The 16358-nt window shown below is 70.9% G+C and carries 17 protein-coding genes and 1 pseudogene; 9 read left to right on the top strand and 9 right to left on the bottom strand.

Annotated elements, in window-relative coordinates; translation table 11 throughout:
* Positions 1 to 153 precede the first annotated feature (153 nt).
* Together AB0I73_RS22735 and nagB are read right to left on the bottom strand one after the other, a co-directional pair.
* Positions 154 to 918: a GntR family transcriptional regulator gene (locus AB0I73_RS22735; protein ID WP_363040071.1), complete on the bottom strand. Its 765-nt coding sequence runs from the start codon at positions 916 to 918 to the stop codon at positions 154 to 156.
* 197 nt (positions 919 to 1115) lie between these two features.
* Positions 1116 to 1901 (bottom strand): glucosamine-6-phosphate deaminase, encoded by a 786-nt coding sequence (nagB, locus tag AB0I73_RS22740; protein ID WP_363040073.1) that lies wholly within the window; start codon positions 1899 to 1901, stop codon positions 1116 to 1118.
* A gap of 654 nt (positions 1902 to 2555) precedes the next feature.
* Between nagB and AB0I73_RS22745 the strand changes: the two genes are divergently transcribed.
* The gene (locus AB0I73_RS22745; RefSeq protein ID WP_363040102.1) at positions 2556 to 4022 is read left to right on the top strand and encodes a PAS domain-containing sensor histidine kinase; all 1467 of its coding nucleotides are present in this window, start codon (positions 2556 to 2558) and stop codon (positions 4020 to 4022) included.
* A gap of 198 nt (positions 4023 to 4220) precedes the next feature.
* On the opposite strand, the gene AB0I73_RS22750 is transcribed toward AB0I73_RS22745, so the two are convergent.
* Both AB0I73_RS22750 and AB0I73_RS22755 read right to left on the bottom strand, forming a co-directional pair.
* On the bottom strand, positions 4221 to 4478 hold the full coding sequence (locus tag AB0I73_RS22750) for a WhiB family transcriptional regulator (RefSeq protein ID WP_030219886.1): 258 nt from the start codon (positions 4476 to 4478) through the stop codon (positions 4221 to 4223).
* A 320-nt stretch (positions 4479 to 4798) separates the two neighbouring features.
* On the bottom strand, positions 4799 to 5767 hold the full coding sequence (locus AB0I73_RS22755; RefSeq protein WP_363040076.1) for a diacylglycerol kinase family protein: 969 nt from the start codon (positions 5765 to 5767) through the stop codon (positions 4799 to 4801).
* Positions 5768 to 5897: 130 nt separating this feature from the next.
* On the opposite strand from AB0I73_RS22755, the gene AB0I73_RS22760 reads away from it, so the two are divergent.
* Positions 5898 to 6341, top strand: coding sequence for a hypothetical protein (locus AB0I73_RS22760; RefSeq protein ID WP_363040078.1), 444 nt, complete (start codon positions 5898 to 5900; stop codon positions 6339 to 6341).
* A gap of 80 nt (positions 6342 to 6421) precedes the next feature.
* On the opposite strand, the gene AB0I73_RS22765 is transcribed toward AB0I73_RS22760, so the two are convergent.
* From AB0I73_RS22765 to AB0I73_RS22785, 5 genes are all read right to left on the bottom strand, one after another.
* Positions 6422 to 7558, bottom strand: a complete 1137-nt coding sequence (locus AB0I73_RS22765; protein ID WP_363040080.1) for an RNA polymerase sigma factor SigF — start codon at positions 7556 to 7558, stop codon at positions 6422 to 6424.
* A 17-nt stretch (positions 7559 to 7575) separates the two neighbouring features.
* Positions 7576 to 7989, bottom strand: coding sequence for an anti-sigma regulatory factor (locus AB0I73_RS22770; protein ID WP_129802215.1), 414 nt, complete (start codon positions 7987 to 7989; stop codon positions 7576 to 7578).
* Between the two features lie 320 nt (positions 7990 to 8309).
* Positions 8310 to 9185: a pyridoxal-phosphate dependent enzyme gene (locus AB0I73_RS22775; protein WP_363040104.1), complete on the bottom strand. Its 876-nt coding sequence runs from the start codon at positions 9183 to 9185 to the stop codon at positions 8310 to 8312.
* Positions 9186 to 9382: 197 nt separating this feature from the next.
* Positions 9383 to 9865 (bottom strand): DUF6010 family protein, encoded by a 483-nt coding sequence (locus AB0I73_RS22780; RefSeq protein ID WP_363040082.1) that lies wholly within the window; start codon positions 9863 to 9865, stop codon positions 9383 to 9385.
* Between the two features lie 152 nt (positions 9866 to 10017).
* Positions 10018 to 10596: an N-acetylmuramoyl-L-alanine amidase gene (locus AB0I73_RS22785; protein WP_363040106.1), complete on the bottom strand. Its 579-nt coding sequence runs from the start codon at positions 10594 to 10596 to the stop codon at positions 10018 to 10020.
* Positions 10597 to 10903: 307 nt separating this feature from the next.
* Between AB0I73_RS22785 and AB0I73_RS22790 the strand changes: the two genes are divergently transcribed.
* The 7 genes and pseudogenes from AB0I73_RS22790 to AB0I73_RS22820 all read left to right on the top strand — a co-directional run.
* Positions 10904 to 12310, top strand: a complete 1407-nt coding sequence (locus AB0I73_RS22790; RefSeq protein ID WP_363040084.1) for a family 2B encapsulin nanocompartment shell protein — start codon at positions 10904 to 10906, stop codon at positions 12308 to 12310.
* 131 nt (positions 12311 to 12441) lie between these two features.
* Positions 12442 to 13518, top strand: coding sequence for a family 2 encapsulin nanocompartment cargo protein polyprenyl transferase (locus AB0I73_RS22795; protein ID WP_363040086.1), 1077 nt, complete (start codon positions 12442 to 12444; stop codon positions 13516 to 13518).
* A 151-nt stretch (positions 13519 to 13669) separates the two neighbouring features.
* Entirely contained in the window at positions 13670 to 14305 is a 636-nt protein-coding gene (locus tag AB0I73_RS22800) for a GNAT family N-acetyltransferase (RefSeq protein ID WP_363040088.1), read from the top strand.
* A gap of 132 nt (positions 14306 to 14437) precedes the next feature.
* Complete coding sequence (locus tag AB0I73_RS22805) at positions 14438 to 15043, top strand: hypothetical protein (protein WP_363040090.1); 606 nt, start codon at positions 14438 to 14440, stop codon at positions 15041 to 15043.
* 77 nt (positions 15044 to 15120) lie between these two features.
* Positions 15121 to 15249: pseudogene (locus AB0I73_RS22810) on the top strand (dihydrofolate reductase); the annotation flags it as partial.
* 30 nt (positions 15250 to 15279) lie between these two features.
* Positions 15280 to 15519 carry a hypothetical protein gene (locus AB0I73_RS22815; RefSeq protein WP_363040092.1) on the top strand — a complete coding sequence of 80 codons (240 nt, stop codon included), beginning with the start codon at positions 15280 to 15282 and terminating at the stop codon, positions 15517 to 15519.
* 636 nt (positions 15520 to 16155) lie between these two features.
* Positions 16156 to 16358, top strand: a 203-nt coding sequence (locus tag AB0I73_RS22820) for a DUF5994 family protein (RefSeq protein WP_363040094.1), incomplete at its 3' end; no start/stop codon positions are given.

Below are 16358 nucleotides of genomic sequence, written 5' to 3' on the forward strand. Positions count from 1 at the left end.
CCCCTCGCTGATCGCCTGTTTGACGCGCAGGAAATCTAGGTCGCGGCGGACCGGGACGGAACCCCTCGCGGGGATTGCGTACTTAAACTCCACGGAACCTCGCCCGGACAGCGGCGGAATCTCCGGTGAAACCCCCGCCGATCCCTCCGGGGCTCAGTCCTGGGGGCGCTTCAGGCGGGCGACGAACTTGTACCGGTCGCCCCGGTACACCGACCGCACCCACTCCACCGGCTGCCCGTCCCGGTCCCGGGAGTGCCGGGAGAGCATCAGCATCGGCAGTCCCACATCGGTGCCGAGCAGGCCGGCCTCGCGCGGGGTGGCCAGCGAGGTCTCGATGGTCTCCTCGGCCTCCGCCAGGTGGACGTCGTACACCTCGGCGAGGGCGGTGTAGAGGGAGGTGTACTTGACGAGGCTGCGGCGCAGCGCCGGGAAGCGCTTCGCGCTCAGGTGGGTGGTCTCGATGGCCATCGGCTCCCCGTTGGCCATGCGCAGCCGCTCGATGCGCAGCACCCGTCCGCCGGGGGTGATGTCGAGCAGTTCGGCGAGCCCGTCGTCGGCGGTGATGTAGCCGACGTCCAGCAGCTGGGAGGTGGGCTCCAGGCCCTGGGCGCGCATGTCCTCGGTGTACGAGGTGAGCTGCAGCGCCTGCGAGACCTTGGGCTTGGCTACGAAGGTGCCCTTGCCCTGGATGCGCTCCAGGCGGCCCTCGACCACCAGCTCCTGGAGCGCCTGGCGCACGGTGGTGCGCGAGGTGTCGAACTCCGCCGCCAGGGTGCGCTCGGGCGGGACCGGCGTGCCGGGCGGAGCCGTCTCGGTCATGTCCAGCAGGTGCTTCTTCAACCGGTAGTACTTGGGCACGCGAGCCGTACGGACCGTGGCCCCGCCCTCGCTCTCCGTACTGTTGACGTCGGTGCTCATGCTCTGCCTTCCCGGCTCCGAGTGCCGAACGACCGACACCCCATCGGCCCCGGCCCACATCGTGGCACGGCTGTGGGCGGGGGACGTCCCCCGCACGCTCCGTGATCCCCTCTGTATACCCCTGGGGCGGAGGCTGGTCTAGTCCACCGGGGCGGCCCATGGGCACCGGGTGCCCACGGCGCCTTCGGCGCCCTCGGTCAGATCCCCTGCCAGTCCGGCTTGTTCACGTGGGCGTACCGGAAGTAGTCGGCGAACTTGAGCTTGCCGGCGGCGGCCTCGTCGACGACGACCGTGGCGTGCGGGTGCAACTGCAGAGCGGACGCCGGGCACACGGCGGCCAGCGGACCCTCGACGGTCGCGGCGATCGCCTCCGCCTTGCCCTCGCCGGTGGCGAACAGCACCAGGTGGCGGGCCTCCAGGATGGTGCCGATGCCCTGGGTGATGACGTGGTGCGGGACCTGGTCGACGTCGCCCTCGAAGAAGCGCGCGTTGTCCATCCGGGTCTGCTCGGTCAGTGTCTTGATCCGGGTGCGCGAGACGAGTGAGGAGCACGGCTCGTTGAACCCGATGTGCCCGTCCGTCCCGATGCCGAGCAGCTGCAGGTCGATGCCGCCGGCGTCGCCCAGCGCCTTGTCGTACGCCTCGCACGCGGCCTGCACGTCCTCGGCCGAGCCGTCGGGGCCGAGGAAGGCGTCCATCCCGATCCCGAGCGGCTCCAGCACCTCGCGCCGGACCACCGAACGGTAGGACTCGGGGTGATCGACGGGCAGCCCCACGTACTCGTCGAGCTGGGCGATCCTCGCCCGGGAGGTGTCCACGGCACCGGAGCGCACCTGGTCGGCCAGCGCCTGGTAGACGGGCAGCGGTGTGGAGCCGGTGGCCACGCCGAGCAGGGCGTCGGGCCTGCGCCGCAGGAGTTGCGCCATGGTCCCGGCGATGAGTTCGCCGCCGGCCTTGGCGTCCGGAACGATGACAACTTCCACGCTGAGCCTGCCGATCTGAGAGGGGGACTCGACTGGTGACCTGCCCGGGGCGGGGCGGACGAGTCGTATGGTTTAGACCAATATAAATTTAACAGAACCGGGTCCCGTCCCGGCCGAGGCCACGGGTGCCGGGCCATCGGTCCCACCTCAGCATCCCAGGACGGGGCGGTCACGGCCCAATCGCCGAGATCGGCATGCTCTTCCGGTCCCGTACCACGCCCCCGCGGGATAGGCTGCACAGCGGGCGACCGTGGACCCGTCTCCGCGTGATCATGGAAAACGCGACGCTGGAAGTCGACGCAGGAAGCCGGTGCAGGAAGCCGGTGCAGAAAACCGACGCGGGAAGCCGACGCGGAAAAAGACAACAGCGAACAGCGTCCGACGCATGGACACGGGTAGTGGTCTAGTCCACAATGCGTATCAGTGCACACCAGCCTGCCTTCCCCGCACAGGAAGGCGGACCGAGGATCCGGAGCTCTCTGCCCTGACTGCCCCGGTTCCTCATCCCTCGGCCGACCGGGACCGCACACCCCACGGCCGATGTCGCTCCGGGCTGCGGTGCCGGGAGGGCTGAGGGTCCCTCCCAGGCGCCGCGGCCCGCGGGTGTTTCCGGGGAGGGTGCGACGCCCCGGTACGCTCGCTGATGTGCCCACCATGAACGAACTCGTACGTCGGCATACGGCTCTCGACGAGACCGACCTCGAGTGGCTGCATCTGCTGGTCTCGGAGTGGCAGCTGCTCTCCGACCTGTCCTTCGCCGACCTGGTCCTGTGGATCCCCACCCGGGACGGCACCCGTTATGTCTCCGTCGCCCAGATGCGGCCCAACACCGGCCCGACCTCGCACCAGGACGACATGGTCGGCCATCTCGTCCCGCGCGGTCGCCGGCCCATGCTGGACGTGGCCCTGGACGAGGGACGGATCGTACGGGAGGGCGACCCGGAGTGGCGCGAGGAGGTCCCCGTCCGCGTCGAGTCCATCCCCGTACGGCGTGAGGACCGCGTTCTCGGCGTCATCGCCCGCAACACCAACCTCCTCACGGTCCGCACCCCCAGCCGGCTGGAACTCACCTACCTGCAGAGCGCCTCCGACCTCGCGCAGATGATCGCCACCGGAGCCTTCCCGTTCGCGGACCGGCAGCTCGACATGGGTGCCCTGCCCCGGGTGGGCGACGGGCTGATCCGGCTCGACGCCGAGGGCATCGTCCAGTACGCCTCTCCGAACGCCCTGTCCGCCTACCACCGCATGGGTCTCGCGGCCGACCTCGTCGGCCACCATCTCGGCCGGACCACCGCCGAACTCGCCCCTTCCCGCGGGCCGGTGGACGAAGCGCTCGCCAAGCTCGCCAGCGGCTGGGCGCCGCGCGAGTTCGAGATCGAGGCGATCGGCGGGGTGATCCAGTTCCGGGCGATCCCGCTCAAGCCGAAGGGGACCCGCATCGGTTCACTGGTCCTGCTCCGGGACGTCACCGAACTTCGCCGCCGCGAACGAGAGCTGATCACCAAGGACGCGACCATCCGGGAAATCCACCACCGGGTGAAGAACAACCTCCAGACGGTGGCGGCGCTGCTGCGCCTCCAGGCCCGGCGGATCGGTTCCGAACGCGGCCGCGCGGCGCTGGAGGAAGCGGTGCGCCGGGTCGGGTCCATCGCGATCGTGCACGAGACGCTTTCTCAGAACCTGGACGAGCGCGTGCAGTTCGACGAGATCGCCGACCGGGTCCTGGCGATGGTCGCCGAGATCTCCCCGGGCAAGGTCGCCGGCCGGCGCACCGGCCGCTTCGGCATACTCGACGCCGAGGTCGCCACCCCGCTGTCGATGGTGCTGACGGAGGTGCTGCAGAACGCCCTGGAGCACGGCTTCCGTGAGGGGGAGACCGGCACGGTCGAGGTGACCGCGGTCCGCGGTGGCACCACGAAGGAGACCCGCCTGCTGGTCACCGTCCAGGACGACGGCGTCGGCCTGCCCGAGGGCTTCGACCCGCACACCGCGGGCAACCTGGGCCTGCACATCGTGCGGACCCTGGTCGAGGGCGAGTTGAGCGGCACCTTCGACATGGTCCCGGCCCCGGAAGGGGGCACCCGGGTGCTCCTGGACATCCCGGTGGACATGAACAAGTGACGCGGAGCGACAGACGAAGAGCCCCGGACCGTTTCCCGGTCCGGGGCTCTTCGTCTGTTCGATGGCGTTCCCCTCCGGCTCGAGGTGAGTCGAGAGCTCGGGGGAGCATCGGGGGAACTGCGTGCTGCGGCTCGGGGGCGGGAGATGCGTACGCGCTGTACGCGCCGCCAAGCTCAGGCTGTCAGCAGGGGTGGGTTGTCAGGCGGATGCCTGACGGGCCCGGTTGCGAGCGGCGCGGCGCTTCATCGCGCGGCGCTCGTCCTCGCTGAGACCACCCCAGACGCCGCTGTCCTGACCGGACTCGAGTGCCCACTGCAGGCAGCTCTCGATCACCGGGCAGCGACGGCAGACGGCCTTGGCTTCCTCGATCTGCAGCAGCGCAGGACCGGTGTTGCCGATGGGGAAGAACAGCTCGGGGTCTTCCTCGCGGCAAACGGCGTTGTGACGCCAGTCCATGGCTGCTACCTCTCCTTGGTGTGAACTACACGATGGCTTGTGAATGTGAACGCTTTCACGAATCCCCCAACAAGTGAAGGGCCGAACGCCAGGTTCCCTGGCGTGGTCCTTGGGTATGGAGGGGGGTTCCGGCGATCTGTGGAGGCCGATGCTGCGGGCCGTCCTGATCGCCATGTAGAGACTCGCAAACCTCGGCGGCGGATACAACCCCTTCCGGAAAGTTTTTTTTGATTCATCGGTGTCGACTAGGTCACAGCCGTACTTCCATGGGGTGGATCCTGACTTAAACGTTCGAGTGAAAGGACTTTAGCCTTTTCCGCTCACACAATCACACGCAGTGCACGGCGAACGCCTGTGAACGTCACGCTGGTGCGCAGTCCGAGGTGGTCACCGTCCATCTGGAGAGGCAGTGGCACCTTCGAATGCAAGGTGAACTGGGTCAGATCGTGTCCGGCGACCACATGCCTGCCCCGGGGCCCGCGCTCGGGGGACGAAGTGAGCAACTGGGTGCCATACCGGGCAACGGTGGCGGTGGACAGCCGCTTCAGACCGAAGATGTCGAGGCCGGTATCGAACGAGGCCTTAGGTGACGCGTAGATCGGGCGATTGCCGAGAAACGTCCACGGGGAGGCGTTCGACACTATGGAGAGCAGCAGATCGGTGACCGGGTCCTCGCCCGGCTGCTCCAGCGTTATCACCCCGTGCCGACGGCGCGGCTCTCCGAGCAACTGGCGCACCACCTGACGCATGTACAGCGCATGAGTGGACTTCTTGCCTCGCTCACGGTGCTGTTCCACCCGGCCGACCACCCCGGCGTCGAAGCCCAGTCCCGCGTTGAACGTGAACCAGCGGGGTGGCACGGCCTCGTCGTCCGTCCCCGGTGTGCCCGACGTCAGGCCCAGACCGACAGTGCGCTCGCGGCTCTCGCGCAGCGCGTCCAGCAGAACGCCGGTGGCCTCCACGGGCTGGTTGGGCAGGCCCAGGGCGCGGGCGAAGACATTGGTGGAGCCGCCGGGGACCACGGCGAGGCCGGGCAGGTGCTCCGGGTCGGGGCCGGCGTGCAGCAGGCCGTTGACGACCTCGTTGACCGTGCCGTCGCCGCCGAGGGCCACCACCAGATCGATGTCGTCGCTCTCCGCCGCCTGCCGGCCCAGGTCCCGTGCGTGCCCCCGGTACTCCGTGGTCACCGCTTCCAGTTTCATCTCACTGGCGAGTGCGTGGATCAGCACATCGCGCGTACGCGCGCTCGTGGTGGTTGCCGCCGGATTGACCACGAGAAGTGCACGCATGCGTTGCAGGGTACCTACTGGGCGGTACCGGAGCCCAGGCCGAGGGGTGATCGAAAACGGACACGGGGGTGGGGCCGGGGGCGCGAACCTCGGCACGGGGGCGCGTGCGGGCGAGGGCTACCCTTCAGGGGTGAGCAGCGAGCAGACCCCCACCACCACTCCGGACACCGCAGGCCCCCGCCCGCGCCGTCTGACGTACGCCGCGGGGCTCGCCGCCCTGGAGGGGCTGGGCCTGCTGGCCGGCGGGGTCTGGATGCTGGTCCGCGGGCTCACCGGTCAACCGGACGACCGGCAGCAGGCCGTCACCGGCGGGCTCACGCTGGTGGTGCTCGCACTGCTGCCGCTGCTTGCCGCGCGCGGGCTGCTCGGCCGCCGGAGCTGGAGTCGCGGCCCGGCCGTCGTCACCCAGCTCCTGGCGCTGCCGGTGGCCTACAACCTGCTGCAGTCCGACAGTGTGGCCATCCCGGCGGGAATCGTGCTCGCGGTGGTTGCCGTGACGGCCCTGGTACTGCTGCTCAATCCCGAGACGGCCCGGGCCCTCGGCATCCGGGGACCCGGGGACGCCGAGAAGTAGCTCCCCGCCTCCCGGGCCGCCGTGCCGTTCGCTCCCGCCGCGCGGCGGCTCGTTCCACCGTGCGGCGGGTCACTCCTCGCTCACTCCTCCACGAGGAGCTTCTCGCGCAGTTGTGCCAGCGTGCGGGCCAGCAGCCGGGAGACGTGCATCTGCGAGATGCCGACCTCCTGCGCGATCTGCGACTGGGTCATGTTGCCGAAGAAGCGCAGCAGCAGAATCCGCTTCTCGCGCGGAGGGAGATCCTCCAGCAGCGGCTTGAGCGACTCGCGGTACTCCACCCCCTCCAACGCCTCGTCCTCGGCGCCCAGGGTGTCCGCGACCGCCGGGGACTCGTCGTCGGTGTCGGGGACGTCCAGGGACAGCGTGGAGTACGCGTTGGCTGACTCCAGGCCCTCCAGGACCTCCTCCTCCGAGATCGCCAGCTTCTCGGCGAGCTCGTGCACCGTGGGGGAACGGCCGTGCAGCTGCGAGAGCTCGGCCGTGGCCGTCGTCAGTGCCAGCCGCAGCTCCTGCAGCCGGCGGGGGACACGGACCGCCCAGCCCTTGTCGCGGAAGTGCCGCTTGATCTCGCCGACGACCGTCGGGGTCGCGTACGTCGAGAACTCCACGCCGCGGTCCGGGTCGAAGCGGTCGACCGACTTGATCAGACCGATGGTGGCGACCTGGGTCAGGTCGTCCAGCGGTTCCCCGCGGTTGCGGAAGCGGCGCGCGAGGTGCTCGACGAGCGGCAGATGCATGCGGACCAGCCGGTTGCGCAGCTCCGCGTACTCGGGACTGCCGTCCTGCAGGGTGCGCAGTTCGAGGAACAAGGCGCGTGCCCCGCTGCGGTCCTGCGGGTCGCGCTGCGCGCCGTGCGTCACCGGGGTGTGCTGGACGCCCTGTGCGCTCGGCGTCCGCGGCACCCCGCTCTCGGCGTGTCGCTCGTGCTCGTTCATCGTCCCGCCCGTCGCCCTTCCCCGAGCGCTCGCCTCGTCCCCCGCCGTCGGCCTCGCCCGCGCCGGGGCTTCCCGGTGTCCGGGGGAGGCCCCGGGCCGCCGCCCGGCCCCGGGCGTACTCCGTGCGACACCGCCGGGCTGCCCGCCGCCCGGCGGACCGGCCTGAGCGGAGTCGTCCTCCGGATGGGGCCGGGCCTGTTCCGGGATGGCGTCGATGCCGTCGATACCGCCCGGCATCCGCTCGGCAGGCAGCCCCCGTGTGCCGCGTTCTTCGTCCCGCACCGGCCCGTCCTCGTTCCTCACGTCGGCCCGGGTCCCGCGCCGCGCTGTTTGTAGAGGCTGATCGAAACGGTTTTGTCGTCGTCCACGGCGGAGGAGACCTTGCCCGCGAGAGCGGACAGGACGGTCCACGCGAAGGTGTCACGCGAGGGAGCGTGACCGTCCGTGGTCGGCGCCGAGACCGTGACCTCGAGCGAGTCGTCGACGAGGCGGAAGACACAACTGAGCACCGAACCCGGCACGGCCTGCTGAAGCAGGATCGCGCAGGCCTCGTCGACCGCGATGCGCAGGTCCTCGATCTCGTCGAGGGTGAAGTCCAACCGGGCCGCGAGACCGGCCGTGGCCGTGCGCAGCACCGACAGGTAGGCACCCGCTGCCGGCAGCCGGACTTCCACGAAGTCCTGGGTCGCGGGCTCGCCTGCGATCTGGGACACCCTCACCTCCAAGGTGGTACAAGCGTTCAGGGCCGGGGTCGCCCCCGGGTAACGCGATACGTGGTTCAGCGGTGACGCTACCGCGCTCCCGACGGTCCTGTCCCCGGGACCCCGACCCATGCTGTCACTCATAGTAAAACCACGGATACGCTCCGTGGCTAGGGGTCTGCGGGCCCGAAAGGGAAGAGCGCGCGCCGGATTGACGTACCCAGACGTCACACGGTCGAACCGTCCGTTGCCGGAGTCCTCTCGCGTCACACGGGGACGTGCTCGACGAGATACTGGAACCAGTCTGCCACCGTGCTCTTGTAGTCACGTGCTCACGGGAAGGGGCGGCCGGTGACGACCGCCGCGACCGTGCTCCCGCGCGGGAACGCGTTCTCCTCGGCCAGGGAGACAAGGGCGTAAAGCAACTTGGCGACATAGACACGTTCGACGGGTACGCCGTGACGTTGCTCGAAGTCCGCGGCGAACTCCTCGAGCTCCGGGGCGGTACGGGCGTAACCGCCGAAGTGGAAGCGGTCCTCCAGATTCCAGTCGCCGCGCGGACCGCCGAACGCCTCGGCTTGAAGGGCACGTATGTCCGTGGCCAGAAAGCCGCCCTTCAGGACCGGAACGCCCAGCGCGCGAGCACCGGAGCCGAGTCCGGCGGCCAGCCCGGCGAGCGTCCCGCCCGTGCCGCACGCCACCGCGACGACGTCCGCCCGGCCGGCCAACTCCTCCCCGAGCACCCGGCAACCGCGCACGGCCAGGGGGTTGCTGCCGCCCTCGGGGACGACGTACGCGTCCTCGGCACCCGCCGCGCGCAGCACGGCTGCCAGGGTGCCGGGCGCGGTCTTGCGGCGATAGGTCGCGCGGTCGACGAAGCGCAGCCGCATGCCGTCGGCCGCGCACCGGGCCAGCGAGGGGTTGAGGGGACGGTCGGCGAGCTCCTGGCCGCGCACCACGCCGACCGTGCGCAGACCGAGCAGCCGGCCGGCGGCGGCGGTGGCCCGCAGATGGTTGGAGTACGCGCCGCCGAAGGTGAGCACGGTCCGACCGGCTGCCGCCGTGAGATTCGGCGCGAGTTTGCGCCACTTGTTTCCGATCAGTTCCGGGTGGATCAGGTCGTCCCGTTTCAGCAGCAGCCGGACCCCGCGCCGCTCGAACCGCTCGTCCGCGATGTCCTGCACCGGTGAGGGCAGGCGGGGGTGCAGATCCGAGAGGCCCGCGCGGTCGGCGGCGGAGGCGGCGGACGCTGGGTCGGGGGTGTCCGGGCTGGTCACCGGGCCATTGTCGCCCGGCAGGGGAGCCGGGCACCGGGTGGGGCGGGCGCCGGCCGTCCGGGGCGAGCATGGCTGAATTCCGCCGCCGTCGGTCGTGCCGCAGGCGAATGCGTGGCCGATACCCTTCGTCAGCTCGAACTGCCGCTCGGGGCCGGTTCCCCGGTGCCGGGCCGCCCGGCGGCCTCGACGGAGGTGGAATTCGCGCTGTCGTGGCGGTGGCCGCGGCCCCGGTGGCGGACGAGGTCGATCAGTGACGGGCCTCCCCACAGGCACCACAGGGCGATCACCGGATCGCAGATCGCGCAGCCCAGCGACGAGGTGGGGGCGAACGGGATGATGGGGTCGCCCTTGAGGTGGTGGACGACGTCCCACGCGGTGTGCAGCAGCCAGCCGACGCCGATGAACGTCCACGAGTCCAGGCCGCGGAACGCGACGTAGGTGATCAGCGCCGTGAAGGCGAACTCCCAGCCGCCCAGGCCGCCCCCGCTGAGGTAGGCGGCGCCCGCGCCGGCGACCATGACGGCGTTCAGCCGCCGCCGGTGCGGCTCGCGGACGAGGGACATCAGCAGGGTGTAGAGAACACCGATGCCGATGGGGGCGACGTACTGCACGGCGGGACCTTTTCCTGGGAGGACCTGGAATCGCTCACCACGCTAGAAGCGGGTTTCCCGCGCACCCAGGGGGCCGGGCGACAGCTTCCGACGGATTGTCGCCAGGCCGGGCCCGGCACCCCGTACACCCGCGTACGCTCCCGTACATCCCGTCACTTCAGCCGGTCACGGATGCGTGTCCGCATCGACGCCATCGTGAACCCGCGCGGATCCACCTTCCCGGGCTGCCACTCCAGATGCCCGATCACCGACCGTTCGTTCCATCCGTGGCGGCGGCAGACCGCGGCGGCGGCCCTCTCGACGGCTTCCAGTTGCGCCGCGGGCCAGGGGTCGTCCCCGTCGCCCAGGTTCTCGCACTCGAAGCCGTAGAAGTGCCGGTTGCCGTCGGTGTTCTGCTCGTTGTCCGCGGGGAGCGACCTCTCCGCGATCACGGCGCGCAGCACGTCGTCGTCGCCCAGGCCCGCGTGGTTGGCCCTGCCGTAGCCGACGAGGTGGACCCGGCCGTCCTTGGTGATGACGCCGTGACACAGCGGCCCCGGCAGGCCCGCGTAGCCCGTGCGGCACAGCTCGACGGTCCGGGCGCTGCCCCGGGTGACCGTGTGATGGATCATCACGCCGTGGACCGGCCCCCAGGGGCCCTTGTGATTGCGGTTGTGATCGCGCCAGTCGCCGACCTCGACGACTCTGAGGCCCTCCGCTTTCAGAACGCTCAGGAACGCGCTCGCGGACATGGGTGGGGCCATGGCCGCCCCTCCTTCTCGCGCCGCGACGGCCGCCGGTCGCGGCCGCCTCGTACCGGTGCTTGTACCTGAACGGAGCGAGCGCAACCAACCGCCCGGTCCCCGTACGAGCCGATCCGGACAATGTCCGGTCGCCGGGCCGCCGCTGAACGGAACCACCATGAATGCCCATGGAGTTGAAGATCCATTCCCGCTCATTCGGGTAATACCGCAGCCACGTTCCGTGAGGAAGGCTCTGCCACGGAGACCGACGCCCGGCACGGATGGGCGCCGGTCACAACTGGGAGGGCAATTCCTTATGTCGGTAGGCGAAGAGGTCCGCACGGAGCAGACCCGGCAGCAGCAGAGCCTCGGTACGGCGGCGGCGCGGAACCTGGCCACCACCACCAAGTCCGTACCGCAGATGCAGGAGATCAGCTCGCGCTGGCTGCTGCGCATGCTGCCCTGGACGGACGTGCAGGGTGGTACGTACCGGGTGAACCGGCGGTTGACGTACGCCGTCGGGGACGGACGGGTGACCTTCGTGAAGACCGGTGACCGCGTCGAGGTGATCCCGGCGGAGCTGGGCGAGCTGCCGGCCCTGCGGTCGTACGAGGACGAGGAAGTGCTCGCGGAACTGGCCACCCGCTGCCGGCAGCGGGAGATCGGGGCCGGCCAGGTGATCGCTTCGTTCGGCAGTCCGGCCGACGAGGTGTTCCTGCTGGCCCACGGCAGGGTCGAGAAGGTCGGCACCGGCCCCTACGGCGGCGACGAGTCCCTCGGAATCCTCGCCGACGGCGCCTACTTCGGCGACCAGGCGCTCCTGGACGAGGGCGCCATCTGGGAGTACACCACCCGCGCCCTGACCACCTGCACCGTGCTCGTCCTGCCGCGTGACGCCGTCGAGCGGGTCGCCGAGCGGTCCGAGACACTGCGCGAGCACCTCCGGGAGCAGCGCTCCGTCCCGAGTCAGCGCACCAACAAGTACGGCGAGCGGGAGATCGACCTCGCGGCCGGCCACAGCGGGGAACCGGACATCCCGCACACCTTCGTCGACTACGAGGCCAGGCCCCGCGAGTACGAGCTGAGCGTCGCCCAGACCGTGCTGCGCATCCACACGCGCGTGGCCGACCTCTACAACCAGCCCATGAACCAGACGGAGCAGCAGATCAGGCTGACCGTCGAGGCGTTGAAGGAGCGCCAGGAGCACGAACTCATCAACAACCGGGGCTTCGGCCTGCTGCACAACTGCGAGTACGACCAGCGGATCCAGCCGCACGACGGCGTACCCGCCCCCGACGACCTGGACGAACTGCTCAGCAGGCGACGTGGGACCAAGCTGCTCCTCGCCCACCCGCGCGCGATCTCCGCGTTCGGCCGCGAGCTCAACAAGCGGGGACTCGTCCCCGAGACCATCGACATGGCCGGCAACCGCATCCCCACCTGGCGGGGTGTGCCCATCTTCCCGTGCAACAAGATCCCGGTGACGGAGGAGCGCACGACCTCCATCATCGCGCTGCGCACGGGCGAGGAGGAGCAGGGCGTCATCGGTCTGCGGGCGTCCGGCCTCCCCGACGAGATCGAGCCGAGCCTGTCCGTGCGTTTCATGGGCGTCAACGAACAAGCCATCATCAAGTACCTGGTCACGGCCTACTACTCGGCTGCCGTCCTGGTGCCGGACGCGCTCGGCGTCCTGGAGAACGTCGAGATCGGTCGCTGGCGGTGACCTTCCGCGATCTTTCGGTGCGTACGCCGTGTCCCCGCCCACCCGGGCGGGTACACCCTGGGGGTACGCGCGTGCCGCAGGCGGAAGTGCCACCTCCGCTCATCCTCCGAGACGGGTCCAGAGGTGAGTCCATGACGGAATCGATGACCGAGCCGAAGACGGAGAGCGAGTACCGGCCCGCCGAGTGTCACGAGGCGACGATCCTGCTGGATCGGGCGAGGGCCGAGGTCGTCCCCGTGCTGCGGGCCGCCATCGGCTCGATGCCCGGCCCGTTGCGCCGGATCGGTCTCTACCACTTCGGCTGGGAGAACGCGGACGGCACCCCGGCCGCGGGCGGGTCCGGCAAGGCCATCCGTCCCGCACTGGTGCTCGCCGCGGCCTCCGCCCTCGGCGGGCCCGCGGCCCGGGCGGCAGCGGTACGGGCAGCCGCCGCGGTGGAACTGGTCCACAACTTCACGTTGCTGCACGACGACGTGATGGACCGGGACACCACCCGGCGCCACCGGCCCACCGCATGGACCGTCTTCGGTGACGACGACGCGATCCTCGCCGGAGACGCCCTCCACGCGCTCGCCCTGCGGCTGCTCGCCGAGGACCCGCACCCCGCGGCCCGGGCCGCGGTGGCCCGGCTGGCGGACTGCGTCGTGGAACTGTGCGCCGGACAACAGGCGGACACGGCCATGGAGGGGCGCGACCCCGGCGAGGTCACCCTCGAGGAGACCCTCGCCATGGCCGAGGCCAAGACGGGCGCGCTGCTCGGCTGCGCCTGCGCGCTCGGCGCGCTGTACGCGGATGCCGGGGCGGCGGAGGTGGCGGCACTGGACGCGTTCGGCCGTGAGTCGGGGCTGGCCTTCCAGCTCATCGACGACGTGATCGGTATATGGGGCGACCCTCGGCACACCGGCAAGCCCGTCGGCGCGGATCTGGCAGCCCGCAAGAAGTCCCTGCCGGTGGTCGCCGCGCTCACCTCCGGCACCCCGGCGGCGTCCGAACTCGCCGGCCTGTACGGGGCTCCGCACGCGGACGAGGAGGACCTGGAGTACATCGCCCTGACCGTGGAACGGGCGGGCGGCCGTGACTGGGCGCAGGCCCAGGCGGCCGACCGCATGGCTCGGGTGATGCAGGAACTCGCTCGCGCGGTGCCCGACCCGGAGGCGGCGGGCGGTCTGCTGGCCCTCGCCGAGTTCGTGACCCGGCGCACCGCGTAGACCGCCCGGTGGGTCCCGCACTTCCCCACGGTGTGCGGGACCCACCGCGCATGCGGCGCGATCGGCCGAGATGTCGGCAAGCGTCGGCTGCCGCCCTCCCTTTAGGCTCAACCCCCGTACGGTCGACGAGAGTTGAGGCGAAGGGGCGGACATGGGCGTGGCGATCCGGACGGCTGGGGACGGGGACCGGGAACTGCTGGTCCGGCTTCTGGACGAGGCGTTCCAGGATGACCCGGTGAGCAGCTGGGTCTTCCCCGGCGAGGAGTACCGCCGTACGACGCACCACAGGCTGATGGCCGCCTTCACCGACCTCGTGCTCGCCGAGGGACGTGTCGACGTCACGGAGGACGGCTCGGCGTGCGCGCTGTGGCTGTCGATGCCGGCGGCCGAGCACGGCGACGGGACACCCGAGGACGACGAGGGCCCGGCCCGGGTACGCCGGGCCGTCGACCCGGAGAACGAGCGGGTGGAGATGATCGGCCGGCTGACGGCGGGCGTCCACCCCTTTGGGCGGGCCCACGAGTACCTGTGGATGATCGGCGTGACACCCGCCCGGCAGGGCGAGGGACTCGGCACCGCGCTCATCGGCTCGGTCCTCGACCGCTGCGACCGGGAGGGGCTGCCGGCCTATCTGGAGGCGAGCAGCGTCCGCAGCCGCGTGCTGTACGAACGCCTCGGCTTCGCCCCGACCGGCGAGCCCCTGCTCCTCCCGGACGGCCCCCACATGTGGCCGATGTGGCGCGAACCCCGCACTCGTGCGGCCGGTCGGCCCTTCGCCCACGCCTGACCGCCCCGCTTCCCCCCTCTCGGTCTCACCTCCCGAGTCAGGGACGTTCGGCCCTGGTCACCGGCCCGTGCCCCGGCTTCACTGACCTGAGGCCGGGCCGGTGACCGGAGGCCGAGGACTGTCAGGGGCGAGATGAGTACAACGGCGCGTGACAACGGGGCGGGACACAACGGAGGGACGGTCGGGGAGATCGTGCTGGTCGGGCACGCCGATCTCACCCCGCGCACGCTCGAGCTGGTGGAGCGCGAACTGCGGCGGCGTCTGGAGGAACGCTGCGCGCGGGGAGCGGCCATGGTGCGGTGCGGAGCGGGAGCACCGCTGGCGTTCGGCCGCGCGGCGCGTGCGTCGGGCCGCCGCCTGATCGTCGTCATCCCCACGGACAACGGGGTCCCCGCCATGCCGCCCAGGCGCGACCGGATGGCCGCCGGTGAGCTGCTGAACCTCGCCGACCAGGCGCGGCTGCTGGCGTACGACCCGAATCACCGCGGTTCCTGTGTCGGTGCGGACGAGCGGATGGTCGCCTCCAGCGGCCTCCTCCTGGCGGTCTGGGACGGGTCGCCGTCCAACGGCCGCGACGCCACCGCCCATCTGGTGACGTATGCCCGAGCCCGGGGCATCCCCGTCGAGATCGTCTGGCCCGCGGGCGCCGAACGCGAGGCCGTGCCGGCTGTACCAGCCGTACCGGCCACCAGGGAGCGGGCCGTACCCGCCACCGGCCGCCACGGCGCCCGGCGCTGACGACCACTGCGCTCCACCCCTCTGCCGCCGCGGCTTGTCCGGCCTTCTCCGGCACGATCGCGGCCGCGATCCGCTCCACGAACCCGGTCGTGCAGGGCGCCGGCCTGCCGATGTCCGGCGCGGGCTTCACGGTGACGGAGGTCGCGCTCGAGCCGGTGCGTACGCTCAAGAACGGCGTGCCGGTTCGGACGTACAGCAGGAAGCGCTGGACCGCAGTCGGGCCTACCCTGGGGGACATGGGCAGCGACGAACCGGTCTGTCCCGCCTGCGGACAGCCAGTGGAGATGGTGGTCCGGCGTCACAAGACGCTGGGTGCATGGGTCCCGACCTGGGTCCACGGACCGTGCGGCAACCGGGAGTGCGAGCGGTGCCCGGACCGCGACGCCGTCGCCGGCCCTCCCACCGGATCCCTCCGAACCGAGCCCGCCGAGAACGCGGCCCGCACGAAGGAAGCAGGCCCGCGTTCCACGCCCTGACGCACACCCGCGGCTGCCCGGTGACCGGGCGAGGACGACCGCCCTCCGGCCCGTCCGGCCTGTCGAAGACGACCGCACCCGGCCGTCAGGGTGCCGGAGCGGCGGTCTGCGGGCCGGGTGCGGGCGGAGGACCGGGAGGCTGAAGAAGACAGCGCCGGTCAACAGGCGTGATCGAGGGATCAGGCCTTCTTCGTCTCCTAGTAACGGGCCGGGTCGGGGGCCTGCAGGGATCTTCCCTGTGGGTCGCTGACCTGGCCTTTTGCCGATTGCTGGCGATGGGGTGCGACGGTCTTGAACGGATGTCCTGCGGACTGTGTGCGGACTGCTGCCCCCGTCCGGGGGCAGACGTGGCTGATGCCGGACCGCTGGGGGCCGGAGCGCACCTCCGTTGCCCCTGGTCAACCGCTCTCAAGGGCATGCTGAGCGCAAGGACTGGCTTTGTCCCGGCTCGCCACTGGGCGCCGGGGGCCAGGTCCCGAGGCAGGAAAGTACCTGGTCATCCGCAGCCTTTCGGGCCGGCGAGCGGAGTAGTGTGAAAACACCGGGAGTTCTTCGCGCACCGGCTCCGCTGTGGGTGCCGTTTCCGGTGATCGACAACGCCGGGCCGCCCCACGAGCCCGGGGGCAGGTTCGCGCCATGACCGTGACCATCGACCGTACGGCATCGAGCAGGCGCGCACCGTCGCTGCCGGCTCGCCTGTGCCTGACGCCCGCGCCGGGCGGGCTGGACGGCATGTGGTGGCCCCGCTCCCGTGCCCTCACCCGTGAGCTGCCGGCCTTGACAGCCGCACTGGGCGACCTCTGGGGCCGCATCACAGGTGTCACGGTGAACCCGGACCA

Origin of the sequence: Streptomyces sp. NPDC050388, assembly GCF_040655635.1 — a bacterium.
In the GTDB taxonomy this organism is placed as follows: domain Bacteria; phylum Actinomycetota; class Actinomycetes; order Streptomycetales; family Streptomycetaceae; genus Streptomyces.

Excerpts from the sequence above, each read along its gene's own strand:
- AB0I73_RS22735 (WP_363040071.1), bottom strand. The coding sequence starts at position 918 with ATGAGCACCGACGTCAACAGTACGGAGAGCGAGGGCGGGGCCACGGTC.
- AB0I73_RS22745 (WP_363040102.1), top strand. The coding sequence starts at position 2,556 with ATGAACGAACTCGTACGTCGGCATACGGCTCTCGACGAGACCGACCTC.
- AB0I73_RS22750 (WP_030219886.1), bottom strand. The coding sequence starts at position 4,478 with ATGGACTGGCGTCACAACGCCGTTTGCCGCGAGGAAGACCCCGAGCTG.
- AB0I73_RS22755 (WP_363040076.1), bottom strand. The coding sequence starts at position 5,767 with ATGCGTGCACTTCTCGTGGTCAATCCGGCGGCAACCACCACGAGCGCG.
- AB0I73_RS22785 (WP_363040106.1), bottom strand. The coding sequence starts at position 10,596 with ATGTCCGCGAGCGCGTTCCTGAGCGTTCTGAAAGCGGAGGGCCTCAGA.
- AB0I73_RS22790 (WP_363040084.1), top strand. The coding sequence starts at position 10,904 with ATGTCGGTAGGCGAAGAGGTCCGCACGGAGCAGACCCGGCAGCAGCAG.
- AB0I73_RS22795 (WP_363040086.1), top strand. The coding sequence starts at position 12,442 with ATGACGGAATCGATGACCGAGCCGAAGACGGAGAGCGAGTACCGGCCC.
- AB0I73_RS22800 (WP_363040088.1), top strand. The coding sequence starts at position 13,670 with ATGGGCGTGGCGATCCGGACGGCTGGGGACGGGGACCGGGAACTGCTG.
- AB0I73_RS22805 (WP_363040090.1), top strand. The coding sequence starts at position 14,438 with ATGAGTACAACGGCGCGTGACAACGGGGCGGGACACAACGGAGGGACG.
- AB0I73_RS22815 (WP_363040092.1), top strand. The coding sequence starts at position 15,280 with ATGGGCAGCGACGAACCGGTCTGTCCCGCCTGCGGACAGCCAGTGGAG.